At 63.8% G+C, this 22,347-nt stretch carries 20 protein-coding genes; 9 read left to right on the forward strand and 11 right to left on the reverse strand.

What is annotated here, in order from left to right; all coding sequences use genetic code 11:
- Positions 1-189 precede the first annotated feature (189 nt).
- Positions 190-981, forward strand: a complete 792-nt coding sequence (locus M0D65_RS29460; RefSeq protein WP_266255667.1) for an enoyl-CoA hydratase — start codon at positions 190-192, stop codon at positions 979-981.
- Positions 982-1,029: 48 nt separating this feature from the next.
- Here the strand turns inward: M0D65_RS29460 and fdhD are convergent, their stop codons facing one another.
- A complete protein-coding gene (gene fdhD, locus M0D65_RS29465; protein ID WP_266255669.1) occupies positions 1,030-1,851 on the reverse strand; it encodes a formate dehydrogenase accessory sulfurtransferase FdhD in 822 nt (273 codons plus the stop codon).
- Positions 1,852-2,011: 160 nt separating this feature from the next.
- Here fdhD and M0D65_RS29470 point away from each other — a divergent pair, with 160 nt between their 5' ends.
- Positions 2,012-2,491, forward strand: a complete 480-nt coding sequence (locus tag M0D65_RS29470) for a nitrate reductase associated protein (RefSeq protein WP_266255670.1) — start codon at positions 2,012-2,014, stop codon at positions 2,489-2,491.
- Positions 2,492-2,516: 25 nt separating this feature from the next.
- On the opposite strand, the gene M0D65_RS29475 is transcribed toward M0D65_RS29470, so the two are convergent.
- Complete coding sequence (locus M0D65_RS29475; RefSeq protein WP_091011034.1) at positions 2,517-2,921, reverse strand: acyl-CoA thioesterase; 405 nt, start codon at positions 2,919-2,921, stop codon at positions 2,517-2,519.
- Positions 2,922-3,199: 278 nt separating this feature from the next.
- Here M0D65_RS29475 and M0D65_RS29480 point away from each other — a divergent pair, with 278 nt between their 5' ends.
- A complete protein-coding gene (locus tag M0D65_RS29480) occupies positions 3,200-5,092 on the forward strand; it encodes an ABC transporter ATP-binding protein/permease (RefSeq protein ID WP_266255671.1) in 1,893 nt (630 codons plus the stop codon).
- Between the two features lie 49 nt (positions 5,093-5,141).
- On the opposite strand, the gene murU is transcribed toward M0D65_RS29480, so the two are convergent.
- Together murU and M0D65_RS29490 are read right to left on the reverse strand one after the other, a co-directional pair.
- Positions 5,142-5,861 carry an N-acetylmuramate alpha-1-phosphate uridylyltransferase MurU gene (gene murU / locus M0D65_RS29485; RefSeq protein WP_266255672.1) on the reverse strand — a complete coding sequence of 240 codons (720 nt, stop codon included), beginning with the start codon at positions 5,859-5,861 and terminating at the stop codon, positions 5,142-5,144.
- 15 nt (positions 5,862-5,876) lie between these two features.
- Positions 5,877-6,932 carry an aminoglycoside phosphotransferase family protein gene (locus M0D65_RS29490; RefSeq protein ID WP_266255673.1) on the reverse strand — a complete coding sequence of 352 codons (1,056 nt, stop codon included), beginning with the start codon at positions 6,930-6,932 and terminating at the stop codon, positions 5,877-5,879.
- 220 nt (positions 6,933-7,152) lie between these two features.
- On the opposite strand from M0D65_RS29490, the gene M0D65_RS29495 reads away from it, so the two are divergent.
- The 4 genes from M0D65_RS29495 to rsmA all read left to right on the forward strand — a co-directional run bounded on the left by M0D65_RS29495 (position 7,153) and on the right by rsmA (position 12,850).
- Entirely contained in the window at positions 7,153-9,534 is a 2,382-nt protein-coding gene (locus M0D65_RS29495) for an LPS-assembly protein LptD (RefSeq protein WP_266255674.1), read from the forward strand.
- Positions 9,535-9,601: 67 nt separating this feature from the next.
- Positions 9,602-10,981, forward strand: a complete 1,380-nt coding sequence (locus M0D65_RS29500; protein ID WP_266255675.1) for a peptidylprolyl isomerase — start codon at positions 9,602-9,604, stop codon at positions 10,979-10,981.
- 13 nt (positions 10,982-10,994) lie between these two features.
- A complete protein-coding gene (pdxA, locus tag M0D65_RS29505; RefSeq protein ID WP_266255676.1) occupies positions 10,995-11,996 on the forward strand; it encodes a 4-hydroxythreonine-4-phosphate dehydrogenase PdxA in 1,002 nt (333 codons plus the stop codon).
- 29 nt (positions 11,997-12,025) lie between these two features.
- Entirely contained in the window at positions 12,026-12,850 is an 825-nt protein-coding gene (gene rsmA, locus M0D65_RS29510; protein ID WP_266255677.1) for a 16S rRNA (adenine(1518)-N(6)/adenine(1519)-N(6))-dimethyltransferase RsmA, read from the forward strand.
- Between the two features lie 3 nt (positions 12,851-12,853).
- On the opposite strand, the gene M0D65_RS29515 is transcribed toward rsmA, so the two are convergent.
- The gene (locus tag M0D65_RS29515) at positions 12,854-13,801 is read right to left on the reverse strand and encodes a DMT family transporter (protein ID WP_266255678.1); all 948 of its coding nucleotides are present in this window, start codon (positions 13,799-13,801) and stop codon (positions 12,854-12,856) included.
- 337 nt (positions 13,802-14,138) lie between these two features.
- On the opposite strand from M0D65_RS29515, the gene gloA reads away from it, so the two are divergent.
- Positions 14,139-14,528, forward strand: coding sequence for a lactoylglutathione lyase (gene gloA / locus M0D65_RS29520; protein WP_091011043.1), 390 nt, complete (start codon positions 14,139-14,141; stop codon positions 14,526-14,528).
- Positions 14,525-14,941: a hypothetical protein gene (locus M0D65_RS29525; RefSeq protein ID WP_266255679.1), complete on the forward strand. Its 417-nt coding sequence runs from the start codon at positions 14,525-14,527 to the stop codon at positions 14,939-14,941. Before gloA ends, M0D65_RS29525 begins: the two co-directional genes overlap by 4 nt.
- Before the next feature lie 72 nt (positions 14,942-15,013).
- On the opposite strand, the gene M0D65_RS29530 is transcribed toward M0D65_RS29525, so the two are convergent.
- The 6 genes from M0D65_RS29530 to lnt form a co-directional block, all read right to left on the reverse strand.
- On the reverse strand, positions 15,014-15,865 hold the full coding sequence (locus M0D65_RS29530; protein ID WP_266255680.1) for a M48 family metallopeptidase: 852 nt from the start codon (positions 15,863-15,865) through the stop codon (positions 15,014-15,016).
- A gap of 44 nt (positions 15,866-15,909) precedes the next feature.
- Positions 15,910-16,668 (reverse strand): 1-acyl-sn-glycerol-3-phosphate acyltransferase, encoded by a 759-nt coding sequence (locus M0D65_RS29535; RefSeq protein ID WP_091011046.1) that lies wholly within the window; start codon positions 16,666-16,668, stop codon positions 15,910-15,912.
- 40 nt (positions 16,669-16,708) lie between these two features.
- Positions 16,709-17,269 (reverse strand): D-glycero-beta-D-manno-heptose 1,7-bisphosphate 7-phosphatase, encoded by a 561-nt coding sequence (gene gmhB / locus M0D65_RS29540; RefSeq protein WP_091011047.1) that lies wholly within the window; start codon positions 17,267-17,269, stop codon positions 16,709-16,711.
- Between the two features lie 9 nt (positions 17,270-17,278).
- A complete protein-coding gene (gene glyS / locus M0D65_RS29545; RefSeq protein ID WP_266255681.1) occupies positions 17,279-19,384 on the reverse strand; it encodes a glycine--tRNA ligase subunit beta in 2,106 nt (701 codons plus the stop codon).
- A 15-nt stretch (positions 19,385-19,399) separates the two neighbouring features.
- On the reverse strand, positions 19,400-20,407 hold the full coding sequence (gene glyQ, locus M0D65_RS29550; protein ID WP_091011049.1) for a glycine--tRNA ligase subunit alpha: 1,008 nt from the start codon (positions 20,405-20,407) through the stop codon (positions 19,400-19,402).
- Between the two features lie 140 nt (positions 20,408-20,547).
- Positions 20,548-22,311 carry an apolipoprotein N-acyltransferase gene (gene lnt, locus M0D65_RS29555; RefSeq protein WP_266255682.1) on the reverse strand — a complete coding sequence of 588 codons (1,764 nt, stop codon included), beginning with the start codon at positions 22,309-22,311 and terminating at the stop codon, positions 20,548-20,550.
- Positions 22,312-22,347 lie beyond the last annotated feature (36 nt).

Below are 22,347 nucleotides of genomic sequence, written 5' to 3' on the forward strand. Positions count from 1 at the left end.
GCGACACTTAGGTGCGGACCACGAAGGTCACACATGGAAATGACCCGCTATCGTGTCGAGCGGCTTTCTTTGCTTACTTTCTTTGCCGCGGCAAAGAAAGTAAGTGCCGCCCCGCACAGGGGCAACGCCTGCGCCGCGAGGCGCTAAATCAATGCCGCCTGCACAGGCAAACAGCAGCCAGCAACCAGCATGAGCGAAGCGAACAGGAGATACGACGTGGAAATCAAGACTGAACGCACGAACGGTGTGATGACTATCACGCTCAACCGCCCGGAAAAGAAAAACGCAATCACGGCGGCGATGTACCAGACCATGGCCGACGCTCTCGTCGACGCGCAAGCCGATACTTCTGTGCGAGCCATCCTGTTTCGCGGTAGCCCCGGCATCTTCAGCGCCGGCAACGATCTCGAAGACTTCATGAAGGCGCCGCCAGTCGGTGAAGAAGCGCCTGTGTTCCAGTTCCTGCGCGCAATCAGCTCGGCGGAAAAACCAATCGTCGCGTCTGTTGCTGGCACCGCAGTCGGGATCGGTACGACGCTGCTGCTCCATTGCGATCTCGTCTATGCGGCCGAGTCGGCAAACTTCTCGCTGCCGTTCGCGCAGCTCGGTCTGTGTCCGGAAGCGGCATCTACGTTGCTCTTGCAGCGTGTCGCCGGTTATCAGGGTGCAGCCGAAAAGCTGCTGCTCGGTGAGCCCTTCGATGCGCACGAAGCGCAACGTATGGGCTTTGTCAACCGGCTGTTGCCCGCCGCCGAAGTCGATGCGTTTGCTTTCGCTCAAGCGGAAAAGCTGGCAGCACTACCGGCGTCATCGCTACGTGTGACGAAGTCGCTGATGAAGCGCGCGAGTCAGCACGAACTGCGCGCGCAGATGTCGGAAGAAGGCATGCACTTCAGCAAGATGTTGCTCGCTCCCGAAGCGCGCGAAGCATTCAAGGCGTTTTTCGAAAAGCGCAAACCGGATTTTCGTCAGTTCGATTGACGGATGCAGCGGATGGGCACGATTGATGTGCCCACCCGACGAAATTCATCAAACCGTCCCGTAGTCGACGTAACTCGTCTCGCGACAAAAACTCACAAGCCGCACCCCGGCCCGCTGCGCAATCGTGATCGCCAGCGAAGACGGCGCCGAAATCGTTGCCACCATCGGTATGCCGACACGCGCCGCCTTGCGCACCAGTTCGTAACTCGCCCGGCTCGACAGAAAAACGAAACCGTCCTGTGTGTCGGCGCGGTCCAGGACGAGCTGACCGATCAGCTTATCGAGCGCATTGTGGCGGCCGACATCTTCGAAGGCATAGCGGATCGCACCTGATGCGTCGCACCACGCGGCTGCGTGCAGGCCGCCCGTCAAACGCGTGAGCGCCTGGTGCGCAGGCAGATCGCGTGCGGCACGGGCGATCGCGTCCGGTGCAAGTCGTTGCAGGAAGCCTGTGTCGGGCACGCGGTCGGGTTGCAGATCGAGCAGGTCGATGCTTTCGACTCCGCACACGCCGCAGCCCGTGCGTCCCGCGAGAGCGCGCCGTCGTTCCTTCAGTGCGGCGAACGCTTGCTGCACGACAGTCAGCTGGATCTCGGCATGCGGCAGATCGCCATCATGCAATTCCACCTCGATGTCCTGAATGTCGCTGCTGCGCGCGACGATCCCTTCCGAAATCGAAAAGCCGACCGCGAACGCTTCGAGGTCGCGCGGCGTGCACATCATCACCGCATGCGAAATGCCGTTGAACACCAGCGCGACCGGCCATTCCTGACCGACCTGGTCGGTCAGCGCCTCGCTCGTGCTGCCTCGCTGCCGGCGCACCTGCTGCGCGACGGCGCCCGGTTGTTCGGCGCCTTCCAGTGGGTTCAAGCGTGTTCTCCTTACGTCCTTGATTCGACGCCCTGACGCGCGCCACCGTGTTGCGGCGCGGTCGTGTTGCATGAATCAGGATCAAAAAAGGATCAAAATAAGGTTCTAAAATACCTCAAGCGGGCATCGCGCGTCGTCCGCTGCCAACGAGGGTACTGCCATGGGACTCAACGAAGCACCTCTTCTGTTCGACTTCGAAACGCAATCGTCGGAGAATCTCACCTTCATTCCAATGGTCGTGCGCTTCAATCTCGACCGCTTCGGGCTGCGTATCTCGCTCGCTCAATGGCAGTTGCTGCCGCACGAGGACCGTAAGCTGCTGGCGCGTTTCCCAGTCAACGACGACACCTCGATCGAGCCGAATTTCGATCATGCGCTGTTCGAAATGCTGCGCACGCACGCGAATGTCGAGCCCGAGTGGTTCACACCTGAAGATGCGCCCGGCTGGACCCGCACGGACGCCGTGCCGGACGGCGTCGCAAGGCAGGCAGGTCTCGCCGGGCTACCCGCGCCGACGCCTGAGCAGTGGGCACAACTCGATCCGTTCAGACGTTATGTGCTTGCCAAGCTGTCGCGCAAGCCGGAGAGCAATCACGATTTCGTGCCCGCGATGAGGGAGTTCGGTCTTGCGGGTCGATAGCGCTGGTTTCTAGCGTTTGTCTGGGTCACTCAAGCGCAGGCAAAAGACGCGGGCGCCGGTCGCTGCCGGTGGCGACATACGTCAGCGTCGCTTCGGTCACCTTGACGACTTCCTGCGCGAGGCTCAAACGCTGTGCGTACACTTCGACTTCGACGGTGATCGAGGTCTTGCCGGTCTTCACGATGTCGGCGTAAAAACTCAGCAGATCGCCGACGAACACCGGTTGCTTGAACACAAACGAATTCACCGCGATCGTCGCGACGCGGCCGTTCGCGCGGCGGCTAGAGGGAATCGATCCGGCGATGTCGACCTGCGCCATGATCCAGCCGCCGAACACGTCGCCATGGACGTTCGCATCCGACGGTTGAGGAACGACGCGCAGCGCGCAGGATTTTTGCGGGAGTTGCATCGGATTGGCGGGAGTGGTCATCGGGCACCCTTGTCAGATGGTTTAAGCAGGGCCGGTCAGGCGCGGCCGACAGGCGGCGATTCCACGACAACGGCAGATAACGCTAAGCCCCGGCGTCCGGCCGGCTCGTGAAAAGCGGCGCCAGCCGGCTTCTGCGACAATAACAGCGATCAGGAATTGTACGGGAAAGCGGCGGGCCGGGCAGACCGGCCAAAAACCCCCGGCTGCACGCCGGCACCGCATTTTCCGACCAGAATCCGCCCAAATCCACATACACCCGTCCGCCCCAAGCCCATCTCATGCGCCGTTCCGCCGCTCCTTCCGATCCTGTGCCGATCTCGTCCTCGTCACGCAACGACTGGCAGACGATCCTCTCGCTGATGCCGTATCTCGCGACCTACAAGTGGCGCGTAATCGTCGCGCTCAGCTGTCTGATCGGCGCGAAGGTGGCGAATCTCGGTGTGCCGATCGTGATGAAGCGGATCGTCGACGGTCTTGCATCGGTGCAGCATCTCACGGCGCTCGGTCGCGCACAGCACGCGCCGGGCATCGTGCTGTTGAGCGGGGTCGGGCTGCTGGTGGTCGCCTATGCGATCGTGCGGCTGTCCACGTCGCTCTTCACCGAGCTGCGCGAAATTCTCTTTTCGAAAGTCACCGAAAGCGCCGTGCGGCAGCTCGCGCTAAAAGTGTTCAGGCATCTGCATGCGCTGTCGCTGCGGTTCCATCTGGACCGGCAAACGGGCGGCATGTCGCGCGATATCGAACGCGGTACGCGCGGCATCACGCAACTCATTTCCTATTCGCTATACAGCATCCTTCCGACGCTCGTCGAAGTCAGCCTCGTACTCGGTTTTTTCGTCGTCAAGTACGAGGCGTACTACGCAATCGTCACGTTCATCGCGCTCGCCGTGTACATCGTGTTCACGGTCAAGGTGACCGAGTGGCGCACGCATTTCCGTCGCACGATGAACGAACTCGATTCGCGCGCTAACTCGCGGGCGATCGACTCGCTGCTCAACTACGAAACGGTCAAGTACTTCGGCAACGAAGAGTGGGAAGCGCAGCGCTACGACGAGAACCTCAAGCGCTATCGCACGGCGGCGATCCGCTCGCAGAACTCGCTCTCTGCCTTGAACTTCGGTCAACAGGCGATCATCGGCACCGGGCTCGTGTTCATCCTGTGGCGCGCGACCGAGGGCGTGATGGCAGGGCGCCTCACGCTCGGCGATCTCGTGCTGATCAATACCTTCATGCTGCAGCTGTACATCCCGCTGAATTTTCTCGGCGTGATCTATCGCGAACTGAAGCAGAGTCTGACCGACATGGACCGCATGTTCTCGCTGCTCGGTGCGGCACGCGAAGTCCCCGACGCACCCGATGCGCCGGCGCTCGCCGTGCGCGGCGCGCAGGTGCGATTCGAGCATGTCAATTTCGCTTACGAGCCGGCCCGGCAGATCCTGCACGACGTGAGCTTCACGATTCCAGCGGGCACGACGACGGCGGTCGTCGGTCATAGCGGCTCCGGCAAGTCGACGCTCGCGCGGCTGATGTTCCGCTTCTACGATCTGGACCGCGCGACGGGCGGTGCGATTACGATCGACGGTCAGGATATCCGCGACGTCACGCAGGATTCGCTGCGCGCGTCGATCGGTATCGTGCCGCAGGACACAGTGCTGTTCAACGACACGATCTACTACAACATCGCCTACGGCCGACCCGAGGCGACGCGCGATGAAGTGATCGCGGCGGCGCGCGCGGCGCATATTCACGACTTCATCGAGACGCTGCCGGCCGGTTACGACACGCCGGTCGGCGAGCGTGGCTTGAAACTCTCCGGTGGCGAGAAACAGCGTGTGGCGATTGCGCGCACGATATTGAAGAATCCGCCCATCCTGTTGTTCGACGAAGCGACTTCGGCGCTCGATTCGCGTTCGGAACGCGCGATCCAGCATGAACTCGATCAGATCGCGCGTGAGCGCACGACGCTGATCATCGCGCACCGGCTATCGACGGTGGTGCACGCCGAGCAGATCATCGTGATGGATCGCGGGCGGATCGTCGAGCGCGGCACGCACGCGGAATTGTTGCGGGCGGATGGGCTCTTCGCGCAGATGTGGGCGTTGCAGCAGCAACGCGCGGCGCTGCCGGATGAGGCGGCCGAGGCAGCGGCTGTGAATGGTGGGGAAGCGTGACGTGAGTGAGGTGGGTGGGGACGAGCGTTGTGAATGAGCCGGGCAACCGCTAACGCCGCCCGCGCAAATGCCGATCAAGCACATCCAGCTGCGCCGGCGTGCCGACGTTCTCCCACAATCCTTCATACAGTTCGCCGCTCGCACGCTGCTGCGAGATCGTCTCGTGGTAGTACGGCGTGAGCGCGCGCCGGGTACCAGGCGCTAGATCGCGAAACATACGCGTGTCGTACAAACCGATGCTGCCGAACGTATAACGCGGTATCCCGTCGAGCGACAGCACACCGTCGTCGGCAAGCCCAAAGTCTCCGGCAGGATGAAACGGCGGGTTCGGCACCATCACGAGATGCATGCCCGGCTCCGGCAATGCCGCGAGCCGCGGCGCATGTACACGTAGCGACGCGTAATCGAAATCCGCATAGACGTCGCCGGCGATCGCAACAAACACGCGCTCTTCCCCATCCTCCACGAGCAGCGGCAGCGCCTGAGCGATACCCCCGGCAGTTTCGAGCGCAGTCGACTCAGCGGAATAGCGCAACTCGATCCCCCAACGCGAACCGTCACCGAGTGCCGCTTCGATCTGCTCACCGAGCCACGCATGATTGATCACGACGGTCTTAAAGCCGGCGCCCGCAAGTCGCTCGATCTGCCACACGATCAACGGCTTGCCGCCGGCTTCGAGCAGCGGCTTCGGGCGGCTATCGGTAAGCGGGCGCATCCGGTCGCCGCGCCCGGCGGCGAAGATCATCGCGGTAGTCAGAGCAGAGGTCATCGACGGGGCAGCCGGTCAGAACGTATAGCCGACTTCGTCGGCACGGCCTTCGAGTTCATCGAGCAGCTTCGCGAACGGCCCGAGCGGCCGATAGCGTTCGGCGACCTTGCGCGCATAGCCGATGAAGCGCGGCAGGTCCGGCAGGTAGTGAGACTTGCCGTCGCGGTAGTAAATCCGGCAGAACAGCCCCAGCACCTTGATGTGCCGCTGCAAACCCATCCACTCGAGCTGCCGGTAGAACTCGCCGAAATCGGCATCGACGGGCAGGCCCGCTTTCTTCGCGCGTTCCCAGTAGTACGCGAAGCAGTCGAGTTCGAAGGCTTCGTCCCAGCTCAGAAACGCATCGCGCAGCAACGACGCGACGTCGTAGGTGATCGGGCCGTACACCGCGTCCTGGAAGTCGAGCACGCCCGGGTTCGGACTCGCGACCATCAGGTTGCGCGGCATGAAATCGCGCAGCATGAACACCTGCGGCTGCGCCCGCGCGCTTGCAACCAGCAGCGCGAACGTACGGTCGAGCACACCGCGCATCGCGTCGTCGACTTCGCGGCCCAGATGCCGGCCGACGAACCACTCCGGCATCAACTCCATCTCGCGGCGCAGGAATGCTTCATCGAACGGCGGCAGCACGTCTTCACGCGACGCAAGCTGCCAGCGGATCAGAGTGTCGAGCGCATCGCGCATCAACGGACGGGCATTGCCGTCGTTGAACGCGCGCAGGTAGGGCTCGGTACCGAGGTCGGTGACGAGCATGAAACCCGCCTCGAAGTCGCTTTCGAGTACGCGCGGTACATGGACGCCGGCGGCCTCCAGCAGACCCGCCACCTGCACGAACTCGCGACATTTTTCCGGCGGCGGGGCATCGACGGCGATCAGCGTCGTGGCCGCTGTGCCTTCGCCAGTCGTGCCGGTCAGCCGGAAATAGCGGCGAAAACTCGCATCGGCGGAGGCGGGAACCAGCGTGGCAAGATCGAGGCCGTAGCGCTCGCCGTGGCTGCGCAACCACGTGCGTAGTTGCTCGAGGCGGGTGTCGGGGGCGTCGGAAGAGGAGGGAGCAGCGTTCTGCGTCATGAAAACCGGGGGAGAAATCGGGGTGGCAACCGTCTTGCCATATAATACCCCACGACTTTTTTGACGCGGCTCGCGTCGGCTTTGCCTGGACGTTCGACTGCCCGCCCATCATCCGACTGGTGGTAATAATCTGTGTGCTTTCCGACTGTTACGGTTCGATTGCGCCGGCGGCCAATCGTGACGCGGAAGCTGACGGCTGGACCGATTCGCCAAACCATACATGCCGCCTAGACAGCTTTTCCCAAGCACTCCCAGAGCTGACGCCCTGCCGCGCAGACGGCGACTCGTCGCGGCGTTGATCGCCGTGCCGGGCCTCATGCCCGCGCTTGCGCACGCCCAGCTGGCGGGCGAAGCTGCCCAGGCGCAGCCGCTCGATGCACCGTGGGGTCTGCGGCTCGCCCCGCAACTCGAAGAGCATCAGCTGGAAAGCGGGCAGAAGCCCGCCACCTTCGTGCTCGGCGACACCACGACCGGTACCTCCGACCAGGACATGGCCGCCAAGGGCGCAGCGGAGATCCGCCGCAACACCGCGGTGATCAAGGCCGACGCGTTGCATTACGACGAAGACACCGACATGGCCGATGCCTACGGCAAGGTGCATGTCGTGAGCAACGGCGTATCGTTCGTCGGGCCGGAAGCGCACATGAGGGTCGAGTCGAACGAGGGCTACATGCCCGTGCCGAAGTACCACTTCAATGCGACGGGCGGCTCGGGCAGTGCGCAACGGGTCGACATGCTCGACAGCGAACGCTCGGTATTCAAGAGCGGCACGTACACCGCGTGCCAGTGCGAAACGAACCCCGCGTGGTACATCAAGGGCACCGAGTTCGACTTCGACACCGGCGCCGATGAAGGCGTCGCGCACAACGGCGTGCTGTTTTTCCAGGGCGTGCCGGTGTTCGGCAGCCCGTGGCTGTCGTTCCCGCTTTCGGGCGCACGCCGCAGCGGTTTTCTGCCGCCCACGTACTCGTTTGGCGGGACCAACGGGTTCGAGCTGTCGGTGCCGTATTACTTCAACATCGCACCGAACCGCGACCTGACGCTGACGCCGGACATCATCTCGCGGCGCGGGCTGATGACGGACGCATCGTTCCGCTATCTGTCGCCGACCTATTCCGGCTCGATCACGGGGCAGTTCCTGCCGCACGATGCGATTACCAAGACCGATCGCTACTCGCTGTCCATCCAGCACAACCAGAACTTCGGGAACGGGTTCGGTGGCTACATCCACTACGACAAGGTCTCGGACAACAGCTTCCCGGAAGATCTCGGCTCGGTTACGTCGCAGATTCTCAACGGTACGCAGCTGCTGTATCAGCAGGAAGCCGGGCTGACCTATACCAATGGCCCGTGGTCGGTGCTCGCGCGCGAGCAGCACTGGCAGACGCTGACGCCGTCGGTGGCGCCGTACGGGCGCGAGCCGCAGTTGAACGTGAAGTACACGAAGTACAACGCCGGCGGTTTCGACTTCGGCGCCGAAGCCGATTACTCGCGCTTCCGCATCACCACGGCGGATACGACCCAGGGCGACCGGTTGATGTTCAACCCGTACCTGTCGTATTCGATCGTCGGGCCGGGCTACTTCGTTACGCCGAAGATCCAGTATCACTTCGCGTCGTACGACCTGAGCAACATCGGCAACTCGATTGCCGGCCAGGCGCCGATACCGGGGCAGCCGAAGAACTTCACCGAGTCGATCCCGACGCTTTCGTTCGACACGGGCCTGATTTTCGACCGCTCGGTGCGCCTGTTCGGCCACGACTACATCCAGACGCTCGAGCCGCGTCTGTATTACGTCTACACGCCGTACCGCAACCAGAACTTTGCGCCGTTGTTCGATACCGCGGATGCCGATTTCGGACTCGCGGAAATCTTCACGCCGAACACGTTCGTCGGCAACGACCGCATTGCCGACGCGAATCGTCTGACGGCTGCGATCACGACGCGCTTTATCGATGCGGCAACCGGCGACGAACGCGCGCGTTTCGTGCTGGCCCAGCAATATTATTTCCAGGACCAGCGCGTCACGCTGTTGCCGACGCAGACGCCTGCGCAGGCCACGCACTCGGACCTGATCGCCGGGGCGGCGTTGAAACTCGGCGCCGGTTTTCAGTCGGAAACCGCCGTCCAATATAATGCGGACAACAATCAGCTCGTGCAGGCCAGCGCCGGGTTTGGTTTCAGTCCGGACGCGGGCAAGGTAATCAACCTTTCGTATCGTTACACGCGTGCCGAAACCACGCTGAACAACGTGCCGATCCGGCAGATCACCGTGTCCGCGCAGTGGCCGCTGACGCACCATGTGTATGGGGTGGCGCGGATCAATTACGATCTGGCCGGACACGCGCTGGTGGACAGCCTGCTCGGCATGCAATACGACGCGGACTGCTGGACGCTTGGCCTCGGCATCCAGCGCTATGCGGATGCGGTGAACTCGGCGGGGCAGCCGACCCAGGGTACGCGGTTTCTTGCGCAGATTACGTTCAAAGGCCTGAGCAGCATCGACAACGGACTGATCACCTCGTTCCGCGCAGGCGTACCGGGGTACACACCGCTGCCACCGCCGCCGCCGCCCGAAGCACGTTTCACGAATTACGATTGACGGTCGCCCGATCATCGACAAACGAGCAAAGACGGGCGAGGGCGCGCCCGGCATCATTGGAGTATCTGTGGGAATCATGAAAAAGCTTCGCTTGGCATCGCTCGCGGCCGGACTGGTTGCCGCCGCGTCTTTCCTGTCGGCCGTGCCGGCGCAGGCGCAAGCCTTGCGCCCGGTAGACAACGGTCAGACCGTCGACATGATCGCCGCCGTCGTCAACGACGGTGTCATCACCCAGCGCGAGCTCGATCAGCGCATGGGCCTGATCACACGCCGCCTGAACCAGCAGGGCGCGCCGGTTCCGCCGATCGACCAGTTGCGTCAGCAGGTGCTGAACCAGATGGTGCTCGAGCGCATCCAGCTGCAGAAGGCCCGCGAAGACGGCATCGCCGTCGACGACACGGCCGTGCAGCGCACGCTGGAACGGCTCGCGCAGGCGAACAACCTGACGCTCGATGTCTACCGCTCGAAGATCGAGGCTCAGGGCGTGCCCTGGTCGACCTTCACGAGCGACGCCCGCACCGAACTGATCCTCTCGCGCCTGCGCGAGAAGGAAGTGGACAGCAAGGTCGTCGTGTCGGATGCGGAAGTCGCGAACTACATCGCGAGCCAGCGCGGACCGAACGCCGGGCTGACGAGCGACCTGCGCTTCGAGCACATCCTGCTGAAGGCGCCGCTCAACGCGTCGCAAACCGACATCGAAGCGGCCCAGCAGAAAGCCCAGGCGCTGCTGAAAGAAGCGACTGCCCCCGGCAGCAACTTCGGGAAGCTCGCCAAGGCCAATTCGCAGGCTGCCGATGCGTCGAAGGGTGGCGACACGGGCTACCAGCCGCCGTCCAAGCTGCCCGCCGATTTCGTCAAGGCGGCTTCGTCGCTGCGTCCGGGGCAGGTCAATCCGGACGTGATCCGCACCGGCGACGGCTTTGAAATCGTCCGTCTCGTCGATCGTCGGACGGGGCAGGGTACGTCCTCGGCCGATGCACCGAAGCTCGTGCAGACGCACGTGCGGCACATCCTGCTGCGCGTCGGCGACGGCATGTCGGAGCCGGCGGCGCGCCAGCGGCTGCTCGACATCAAGCAGCAGATTGCCCAGGGCGGCGACTTCGCGAAGTTCGCGCGGACCTACTCGCAGGACGGCTCGGCGTCGCAAGGCGGCGATCTCGGCTGGATCAGCCCGGGCGAAACCGTACCTGAGTTCGAGCGCGCGATGAACAGCCTGCAGGACAACCAGGTCAGCGACCCGGTGCGCAGCGAATACGGCTACCACCTGATCCAGGTGCTCGGCCGCCGCGACGCGGAAGGCTCGGTCTCGCAGCAGATGGACCTCGCCCGTCAGGCGATCGGTCAGCGCAAGGCCGAACAGGCGTATGCGGACTGGCTGCGTCAGCTGCGCGACACCGCGTACGTCGACTACAAGGTTGGTACGGCGCCCGGTACGCCGCCGCAATAACCCAATAACCGTCATGAACGCTGCTCCGTCGTCACCCGCACCGCTGCACATCGCGATCACGACCGGCGAGCCTGCCGGCGTCGGTCCGGAGCTGACCGTGCTGGCGATGGCGGCTGCAGCCGCGCATTGGCCCGATGCGCGCTTCACCGTACTCGGCGATGTGGGGCTGCTCGAAGAGCGCGCGAAGGCCGTAGGGGTCGATTGGGCGGCATTGCCGGCCGATCGCGTGACTGCCGAACATCGTCCGCTCGGCGTGCCTTCGCAGGCCGGCAAGCTCGACGTGGCGAACGGCCGCTACGTGCTTGGCTTGCTCGATGCAGCGATCGACGGCGCACTTGCCGGCACGTACGACGCGATCGTCACCGCGCCGCTGCAGAAAAGCACGATCAACGATGCCGGTGTGCCGTTCACCGGCCACACCGAATATCTGGCGGAGCGCACCCATACGCCGCAGGTCGTGATGATGCTGGCCGGTACCGGCCAGCGGCCGCTGCGTGTCGCGCTTGCCACCACGCATCTCGCGCTCAAGGACGTGCCCGCGGCATTGACGATCGATGGCCTGCTCGGCACACTGCGCATCGTCCATCGCGATCTGCGCCGGCATCTCGGGCTGCCCGCGCCGCGCATCCTCGTGACCGGGCTCAATCCACATGCAGGCGAGAACGGTTATCTGGGCCGCGAAGAAATCGACGTGATCGCGCCGGCGTTAAAGCGCGCGAACGACGAAGGCATCGACGCACGCGGCCCGTATCCCGCCGACACGCTGTTCCAGCCGCGCTATCTGAGCGACGCCGATTGCGTGCTCGCGATGTTCCACGACCAGGGGTTACCGGTACTCAAGTACGCGACCTTCGGCGAAGGCATCAACGTAACGCTGGGTCTGCCCATCATCCGCACGTCGGTCGACCACGGCACCGCACTCGATCTGGCCGGCACCGGCCGCGCCGATGGCGGTAGCCTGATCGCTGCGATCGACACCGCCGTTTCGATGGCGCGCCATCGCCGCGCCATCTGATCTCTTTTTAATCTTTTCTTCGATCTTCGATGTCCACCAGCCGACAGCATCAAGGCCATTTCGCGCGCAAACGCTTCGGGCAGAATTTTCTGGTCGACATGGGCGTGATCGATTCGATCGTCGACCTGATCCGCCCAAAGCGCGGCGAACGCATGGTCGAAATCGGACCGGGGCTCGGTGCGCTGACCGGGCCGTTGATCGAACGCCTCGCCACACCCGAAGCGCCGTTGCATGCGGTCGAACTCGATCGCGATCTGATCGGGCGGCTGCAAAAGAAATTCGGCGAGCTGCTCGAGCTGCATGCGGGCGATGCGCTCGCGTTCGACTTCGGTGCGCTTGCCGGTGCCGGTGAAGAACCGGTGCTGCGGATTGTCGGCAATCTGCCGTACAACATTTCGAGCCCGCTGCTGTTCCATCTCACCGCATTCGCGCCGCGCGTCATCGATCAACACTTCATGCTGCAGAACGAGGTCGTCGAGCGGATGGTCGCGGAACCGGGTAGCAAGGCATTCAGCCGGCTGTCCGTGATGCTGCAGTACCGCTATGTGATCGACAAGCTGCTGGATGTGCCGCCCGAATCGTTCCAGCCGCCGCCGAAGGTCGACTCGGCGATCGTCCGGATGATTCCGTACGCACCGCACGAACTGGCCGCCGTCGACACGCACGTGCTCGGCGAAGTGGTCACCGTGGCGTTCTCGCAGCGCCGCAAGATGCTGCGCAACACGCTCGCGGCATTTCGCAACACGGTGGATTTCGACGCGCTCGCGTTCGATCTGCAACGCCGGGCGGAAGACGTACCCGTCGACGAGTACGTGCGCCTCGCGCAGGCCGTGGCCGCCTCGGCCAGGAAGTAAGACTCAAGCGCCGCGCCGCTCGCCCGATGGCGTCGGCGCGTTGACCAGCACGATACCGCCCAGCACCAGCAAAGCCGCTACCAGAAAGCGCGCGCTGAACGACTCGCCGAGCAGCAGCACGCCGAAGGTCACGCCGAATAGCGGCGTGAGAAACGAAAACACCGACAACCTCGACGCCGTGTAGCGCGTCAGCAGCCAGAACCACACCAGGTAGCTGACGAACGCGACGATCACCGCCTGATACGCGAGGCTGATCGTGGCCAGCGGCGTGATCGTGTCGATGTGGGCTTCGCCCAATGCGAACGCTAGGGCGAGCAGCACAACCGCCGATACCGCCAGCTGATAGAACAGCGTCTTGCTCGCACTCGATTGCGCGAGGCGCGTCGCACGCACGACCACCGTCGTCGCGGCCCACGCGATGCCCGCGAGCACGCCAAGCGCATCGCCGATCACGCCTGTCACTGCCGACCCGCTGTGCCCGGGAACCGCGCGTGTGAAACCGTCGGCGAACGCAAGCGCCATCCCCGCGAACGCCACGGCGATGCCGATCCACTGGATCCGTCGCATCCGCTCGCCCGCAACGAACGCGTGCAGGCCGAGCGCCGTGAAGCAGGGCGCGGTGTAGAGAAATACGGCCATGCGTGACGCGCTTGTCAGCGTGAGACCGAGGAAGATGCAAACGAACTCGGCGGCGAACAGCAGGCCCGCGAGCAGCCCTGCGCCGAGCGTGCCGTCCGCGCGAAAAAGCGGCGTGCCACGGGCGCGTGCCCAGCCCCACACGAGCAGCGTTGCGATCGCCGAGCGCAGACCAGCCTGGAATAACGGCGCGAGCGCGGTATTCGTACTCTTGATCGCCACTTGCTGCAGACCCCAGATCGCGCACAGCACGACCATCAGGATCACGGCGAAGCTGTCGGGCGCGCGGCGTGTGGATATCGTTGCGGTGCTCATCGTGTTATCGCCGGGGGAAGGGAAGGACAGGTCATCGGATGGGAAGCCGCGCGCAGGGAGTGACGGCCGGTAGCACGAGCCGGGTGCCGGGTACGTCGAGCCGGGTCCTGTACGCGTTTGTCTCCGTTGTGCCCCAGCTTCCTCGTACGATATCAAACCGGACCGCTGGGCGCTGCGATGACCTCGTCGCGTACGTGTGCATCCACTGCTTTACGAACTGCCGCCAGCTGCGTCGCGAAGCACGAAAGCTGCCTCGGCGGAACAGCTCGCCCGTGAGCAACGACCCGCGTTTCCGGGTACATTTACGTCCTCGATATCCAGCAACAGGGAGTACATCATGCGCCTGCTACACACCATGCTCCGGGTCGGCAACCTCGACCGTTCGATCAAGTTCTACACCGAGTTGCTCGGCATGAAGCTGCTGCGCCGTCAGGATTACCCGGAAGGCAAGTTCACGCTCGCTTTTGTCGGCTATACGGACGAGCGCGACGGTACGGTGCTCGAACTCACGCACAACTGGGACACGGAGTCCTACGATCTGGGTAGCGGCTTCGGGCATCTCGCGGTCGAGGTCGAAGACGCGTACGCGGCGTGCGACCGCATCAAGGCGCAGGGCGGCACGGTGGTACGCGAAGCGGGACCGATGAAGCTCGGCACGACCGTGATCGCGTTCGTTACGGATCCGGACGGCTACAAGATCGAGTTCATCCAGAAGAAGACGCAATGACAGCGGCTGAAACGTATGCCGACGCGGCACCCTGCATCGAAGAGCTTCAATCGATCCATGTGCAGATCGCCGCGTGGTTCGACGGCACGATCAGCGCCGATGCGCTCGACGAAATCATGGCGCACTTCGCCGCCGATTTCACGCTGGTAACAACCGCAGGCGCGGCGCTTGATCGTGCTGGTCTCGCGCAGTTGTTCGGCGGCGCGCACGGTGCGCGGCCCGGTTGCACGATCGCCATCGACGATATCGCCGTCATCGCATCCTGGCCGACTGGCGCGGTGCTCGGTTACACCGAACATCAGACGAGCAGCGTCGGCAGCAATGTGCGCCGCTCCACAGCGGTATTCGAGGTAGATGCACAGCGCCACGTGCGCTGGCGCCGTCTGCACGAAACATTCACGACGGCGGCATAACGACGTAACGGCATAGCGATGTAAAGGCACCGCTGCGAGGCACATGCGCCGCAACCGCAACGCAACGCGATGCTAGAGCGTCGGCAGCAACTCCGGCGGATGATGCTTCAACGTCTGCCGCGCTTCGCGGAACTCCGGAAAAATCGATTCGACGGTCTGCCAGAAACGCGGACTGTGATTCATCTCGCGCAGATGCGCGAGTTCGTGCGCGACGACGTAGTCGATGATCGATAGCGGAAAGTGAATGAGCCGCCAGTTCAGGCGAATCTTGCCGTCGCTCGAACAGCTACCCCAGCGCGTCGCCGCCGACGACAACGCATACGCGCGATAGTCGACGCCGAGTTTCTGCGCGTACACGTCGAGTCGTTCACCGAAGATGCGCTTCGCTTCGCCCTGCAACCAGCCCTGCACACGGTCCTTGATCTGCTGCTGCTCGGCATGCGGCGACAACGGCAAACCCAGCGTCGCGGACGGCGCATCGAACGCGAGATTCGGCGCACCGAGTGCGACGCGCACCGGCTGCCCAAGGTAGGGCAATTCAGCACCCTCTTTCCAGTCGATGCGCGGCAACGCGCGCTGTTCGACACGCGTCTGCCATTCAGTGAGCTTCGCGAAAATCCACCGCTGCTTTTCGGCAATTGCCGTTTCGATATCGGCGATCGTCACCCAGCGCGGCGCGGTGATCGTGAGACCCGTACCGTCGATAGCAAAACCGATCGAGCGACGTGCCGAACGTTTGAGCAGGTAGTGGAGCGTCTGCGCACCGAGTGTCAGGCTGCGCAGTTTCGTGCCGTCCGGTGCGCGTAGCACCGTGGGCTTCTGTGGCGCGGACGGCGGCGCGATGCCGGGCTCGTTGAAGAGCGGCAGATCGAGTTGCCGGCTATCGAGCGCCGCAGCGGGCTGCGGTGGTGAGGACTTCTGCATCGGATCCGGTTTCGCGCAAAAAACGCCCGTCAGGCGTGGGCGCGTCAGATTTGGGCGGCGGCGGGCGTGCTGTCCGCAGCGCGGTACGCTTCGGGATCGATGCGGCGCATTTCAGCTTCGATCCACGTTTCGACGCGCGTGTTCACTTCGTCGGGCGTGAGCCCCGTTGTGTCCATCGGCTTGCCGATCGACACCGTGACTATACCCGGATATTTTAAAAACGAGTTGCGGGGCCACACACGTCCCGCGTTGTGGGCGATCGGCACAACCGGTGCGCCGGTCGCGATCGCGAAGCGCGCGCCGCCGGTCTTGTACTTGCCCTGCTTGCCGGTCGGCGTGCGCGTGCCTTCGGGAAACATGATGACCCATGCGCCTTCTTCCATGCGCGCCTTGCCTTGTCGCGTCACCGAATCGAAAGCATTCTTGCCTTCCTTGCGATCGATGTGGACCATCTTCAGCATGCCGAGCGTCCAGCCGAAGAACGGCACATACAGCAGTTCGCGCTTGAACACGTAGCAGAGCGGACGCGGCATCAGGGCGGGGAACGCAAGCGTCTCCCAGGCGGACTGGTGCTTCGACAGCAGCACGGCGGGCCCGGCGGGCAAATTCTCGAAGCCCTCAATGCGGTAACGGATGCCGACCAGCCAGCGCGCGACGAACACCGTCGATCTGCACCAGCCCGTCACCATCCAGTAGCGCCTGTCGGCGCGCAGGAACGGAAACGCGATGAAGCAGGAGATCGCGTACGGCGGCGTGTAGACGATCAGGTAGACCAGCAGCAGCAGTGAACGGAGAAAGCGCATCGGCGTGATCGGTCAGTAGGAGTGACGTGCGGCGTGCCGCTCACTCGTGTTCTTCGGAGAGAAAGTCGAGCGCGAATGCGCGCAGGTCTTCGTGTACGGTCGTGCCGTCGGGCAGGCCGCCCGCGGCGAGTGTCTTGCGACCCTTGCCCGTCAGCACCAGATGCAGCTTCATGCCGAGTGCGGCGCCGGCTTGCAGGTCGCGCAGCGCATCGCCGACCACCGGCGTTTGCGTTGCGTCGACATCGAAACGTTCGACAGCCATCTTCAGCATGCCGGGCTTCGGCTTGCGGCACTCGCAGTGGTCCTGCGCCGTATGCGGGCAGAAGAACACGGCGTCGATGCGTCCGCCGACGGCTGCGGCCGCCCGGTGCATCTTCACGTGCATCGCGTTGAGCGCGTTCATGTCGAACAGACCCCGGCCGATACCCGACTGGTTCGTCGCCACGGCGACGCGATAGCCGGCCTGATTGAGCCGGGCGATCGCTTCGAATGCACCGGGCAGCGCGATCCATTCATCGGGCGACTTGATGAACGCATCCGAGTCGACGTTGATCACACCGTCCCGGTCGAGTACCACGAGTTTTCTGGTGGAAGTCCCCATGGTGCCCGCTCAGGCGGCAAGCCGCGAAATGTCGGCGACGCAGTTCATCTGCTGATGCAGCGCGCCGAGCAGGGCCAGACGATTTGCGCGCAACGCCGGGTCTTCTGCGTTAACCATCACGTCGTTGAAGAACGTATCGACCGGTTCGCGCAACGCGGCCAGCGCGGATAGCGCGCCGGTGTAGTCGCGTTGTGCAAGCTGCGACTGCACGCGCGGTGCAACCTGTTCGAGCTGGGCGTACAGCGCTTTTTCGGCGGTTTCGGTGAGCAATGCGGTTTGCACGCCACCCGAGGTCGACGCGTCGGACTTCTTCAAGATGTTCGAGATGCGCTTGTTCGCGGCGGCCAGCGAGCCAGATTCCGCAAGCAACGCAAACTCGCGTACGGCCTCGAGGCGCGCGACGAGGTCGTCGAAACGGGTCGGATTCAGCGCTAGCACCGCATCGATTTCGGCGGCTGCGAAGCCGCGTTCGCGCAGCAGGCCACGCAGACGATCGAGACAGAACTCATAGATCGCGGTCGTCGCATCGGCGACGTTCGGCACCGCGGCGAACTGCGCATGTGCGGCACGCAGCAGTTCGACGAGGTCGACCGGCAACTGTTTCTCGACGAGGATACGCAGCACACCAAGCGCGTGACGGCGCAGCGCGAACGGATCTTTTTCACCGGTTGGTTGCAGGCCGATACCCCAGATGCCGACCAGCGTTTCGAGTTTGTCCGCGAGCGCGACGACCGTGCCCGTCGCCGTGGCCGGCAGCGCATCGCCGGAAAAACGCGGCTGATAGTGTTCCGAGCAGGCCAGTGCGACTTCTTCGGGCTCGCCGTCGTGGCGTGCGTAGTACGTACCCATCGTGCCTTGCAGCTCGGGGAACTCGCCGACCATGTCGGTGATCAGGTCCGCCTTTGCGAGGTATGCGGCGCGCTTTGCCAGTGTCACGTCGGCGCCTGCCAGCGCAGCGATCTCACCGGCCAGCGCCTCGACGCGCTCAACCCGCTGCAGCGTCGAGCCAAGCTTGTTGTGATAGACGACGTTGGCGAGTTGCGGCACGCGCTCGGCGAGCGGCTTCTTCTTGTCCTGTTCGAAGAAGAATTTCGCATCGGCAAGACGCGGACGCACGACCCGCTCATTGCCTTCGATGATCTCGCCAGGCGTCTTCGTCTCGATGTTCGACACGATCAGGAAGCGCGGACGCAGCTTGCTTGCTGCATCGGTGAGCGCGAAGTACTTCTGGTTCGTCTGCATCGTGAGAATCAGACATTCCTGCGGTACCTGCAGATATTCTTCTTCGAACGTGCACGCATACACGGCCGGCCATTCGACCAGCGACGTCACTTCATCGAGCAGCGCCTCGGGCATCACGACCTGATCGCCGTCGGCCTGCGCGAGCAACTGCGTGCGGATCGTTTCCTTGCGCTCGACGAAGCTCGCGACCACATGGCCTTTTTCGCGCAGCGTCTGTGCGTAGCTATCGGCATGCTGGATGGCGATGAAGCCTTCGGACAGGAAGCGATGGCCGAGCGTCGTGTCGTCGGCATCGATGCCGAATGCGCTGACCGGCACGATGCGCTCGCCGTGCAGGACGGTGAGCCGTTGCACGGGGCGCACGAACTGGATGTTGGTGCCGTCCGGGCGCTGATACGTCATGACCTTCGGGATCGGCAGCTTCGACGGCGCCAGCAGATCGTCGAGCGCGGCCTGCAGACCTTCGGCTAGCGTCGCGCCGGGTGCGGCGTAGCGCAGGAAGAACGCATCGGCCTTACCGTCCGAGGCACGTTCGAGATCGCTCACCGAGAAATCTGGAAAACCGAGTGCGGCGAGCTTCTTCGCGAGCGGCGCGGTGGGCTTGCCTTCGGCGTCGAGCGCAACCGATACCGGCAGCACTTTTTCGCGCACGTGCTTTTCAGGCGCGACGGCGCGCACGTTGCGGATCATCACGGCGAGCCGGCGCGGCGTCGCATAGCGTTCGAACGACGGCTCGCCTTCGATCAGGTCGCGCGCCGCGAGGCGCTGCGCAATGCCTTCGGCGAATGCATCGCCGAGGCGCGCGAGCGCCTTCGGCGGCAGTTCTTCCGTGAGCAGTTCGACGAGCAGGGTGGCTTGGTGGGCTTGAGTCATTTCTTCGAGGTCTCGTCAGTCCGGATCGATCTTGCGTTCGACTTTGAGCGGCGGCGCCCAGGCGGGCATCGCGGCGTCCTGTTCGTCGGTGGTGAGGCCGGGTACGGCGTGCACCGGATTGCCGAGCATCGGGAAGCCGAGCTTTTCGCGCGAGTCGTAATACGCTTGCGCGACGAGCCGCGACAGCGCGCGGATGCGGCCGATATACGCGGCGCGCTCGGTCACGGAAATCGCACCGCGCGCATCGAGCAGGTTGAACGTATGGCCGGCCTTCAGCACGAGTTCATACGCCGGCAGCGCGATCTGCGCCTCGATCATGCGCTTCGCTTCCGCTTCGTAGCTGTTGAAGAACGTGAACAGCAGATCGACGTTCGCGTGCTCGAAGTTGTACGTGGACTGCTCGACTTCGTTCTGGTGATACACATCGCGGTAAGTGAGGCGGCGCAGCTCGGGGCCGTTCGGGCCTTGCTCTTCCCACTCGGTCCACGTCAGGTCATAGATGTTGTCGACCTTCTGCAGATACATCGCGAGACGCTCGAGCCCGTACGTGATTTCGCCGAGCACCGGTTTGCAGTCGAGCCCGCCCACTTGCTGGAAGTACGTGAACTGCGTCACTTCCATGCCGTTCAGCCACACTTCCCAGCCGAGACCCCATGCGCCGAGCGTCGGATTTTCCCAGTCGTCCTCGACGAAGCGCACGTCGTTCTGCTGCAGGTCGAGGCCGAGTGCTTCCAGCGAGCCGAGATACAGGTCGAGAATGTTTTCCGGCGCCGGCTTGAGCACGGCCTGGTACTGGTAGTAGTGCTGCAGACGATTCGGGTTCTCGCCATAGCGGCCGTCCTTCGGACGACGCGAGGGCTGCACATAGGCGGCTCGCCACGGTTCCGGGCCGATTGCTCGCAGGAACGTATGAACGTGGGACGTGCCCGCGCCGACTTCCATGTCGATTGGCTGGAGCAGCGCGCAGCCCTGCTTGTCCCAGTAGGATTGCAGCGTCAGGATGATTTGCTGAAACGTGAGCATGAAGTGCCTTTCAGGCAGACCGCGCCCACGGCGCGATTGCTGCGCGGCGCGAGCCGGCGGCAACCGGCCGGTGGCGCGGCCCAGGTGCTAAAACGTTGAATTTTACCGGATTGACGGTGCGTTGAGACTTTCTGCGGAGCTCAGGTGTTGCGGCTGTCGTCGGGGGCGGTGGATGTCGCGGTTTTTTCGCTCTTGGGAGCGTTGCCGCGGCGCCCCGGCCGCCCTGGTCCAAAGGCGAAGCCGAATGCGAGCAGGATCAGCGAAACGGCGAGCACCGTGTTGTTGCCGCTCGTCACGTAGGGCGTATTGCCGGTCATGCCTTGTACGGTCGTGTCGAGCGCGCCGATCGTGAACGGCCGCAACCGTCCGGTCACGTTGCCGTGTGCATCGATGGCAGCGGTGGTGCCGGTGTTGGTGGCGCGCAGCATCGGCCGGCCGGTTTCCAGCGAACGCATCCGCGCAATCTGCAGATGCTGGTCGAGTGCGATCGTGTTGCCGAACCAGCCGAGATTCGTCGAATTGATCAGTACGCTTACCGGCGTGGCGTTCTCGCGCACCGTGCGCGCGATTTCCTCGCCGAACAGATCCTCGTAGCAGATATCGACGGCGATGGCCTCGTTGTGGACTATGAACGGCTTTTGCACCGGCGCCCCGCGATCGAAATCGCCGAGCGGGATGTTCATCATCTGGACGAACCAGCGGAAGCCCCAGGGCACGAACTCGCCGAATGGTACCAGGTGATGCTTGTCGTAGCGATAGAGGTCACGCGTTCCCGGCGTCATACCGAACAGGCTGTTCGTGTAGTCGACGATCCGGCGGTCCGGCGTCACCTTGCCGCCGATCGCGCCGAACACGATCGACGTGTCAGTCGAATCCGCGAAATTGCGCACCGCGACGCCGAAGTCCTCGGGCACATCCTGGACGAGCACGGGGATCGCGGTTTCCGGCGTGACGACGAGGTCGGCGGGCTTCGCGGTGATCATCCGCTGAAACTCGCGGATCGCACCGACTACACCGGCTTCGTCGAATTTCATGTCCTGCGGCACATTGCCTTGCAGGAGCCGCACGTTCAGCGGCGCATTCGTCGGCGTGGTCCACGCGACGAGATGCAGCAGCGGTCCCGCTGCGATCAGTGCGAGCGCAACGATTGCCGGCGTGGCGATACGCGCGGTGCGTGAGCTGCCGGTGTTGCTGTTGTTACCGCTACTGCCGCTACCGCGCGGCTCACGCGCTCGCACCCACGCTTGCACGATCAAAGCGGCAATCAGCGCAAGTACCCAGCCGACGCCATACACCCCCACCACCGGCGCAAATCCAGCAAGCGGTCCATCGACCTGCGGATAACCGCTCGCGAGCCACGGAAAACCCGTGAAGATCGTGCCACGCAGCCATTCCCCGATCGCCCACGCGCTCGCGAACGCAAATGCGCCATGCCACGTCGGCGCGAACGGCCGGTCGTCGGGTGAGGCGAGTGCGCCGTTGCGCGCGTGCCCCGCGCAGAACGACCAGATACCGGCAGCCAGCGCCGGATACAACGCGAGGTACAGCGAGAACAGCGCAACCGCGGCGCCCGCGAGCACCGCCGACATGCCGCCGTACACGTGCATGCTCACGTACAGCCACCACACGCCCGTGACGAAATTGCCGAAGCCGAATGCACCGCCCGTGAGCGCAGCGCTCTTCCAGCCGGTCGTCCGCGTGAGCCACGCGAAGAAGAACACGAACAGCACGATTTCGAGCCAGCCGCCGTGCGGCGTCGGCGCGAACGACAGCGTGTTCGCCGCGCCGGCGAAGAAGGCCAGCAGATAGTGCGAGCGGGGCAGCGTGCGGCCGTTGCCGACCGGAACAGTGGCTGCGGCAGGCGTTACGCCGGGCTGCAGTCGGGAGGAGATCGGGTCGGCCATCGTTACGCGGTCGGCGGGAAAGGTGAAGGGAGAACG

The sequence above is a fragment of the Paraburkholderia sp. CHISQ3 genome, assembly GCF_030464945.1.
In the GTDB taxonomy this organism is placed as follows: Bacteria; Pseudomonadota; Gammaproteobacteria; order Burkholderiales; family Burkholderiaceae; genus Paraburkholderia; species Paraburkholderia megapolitana.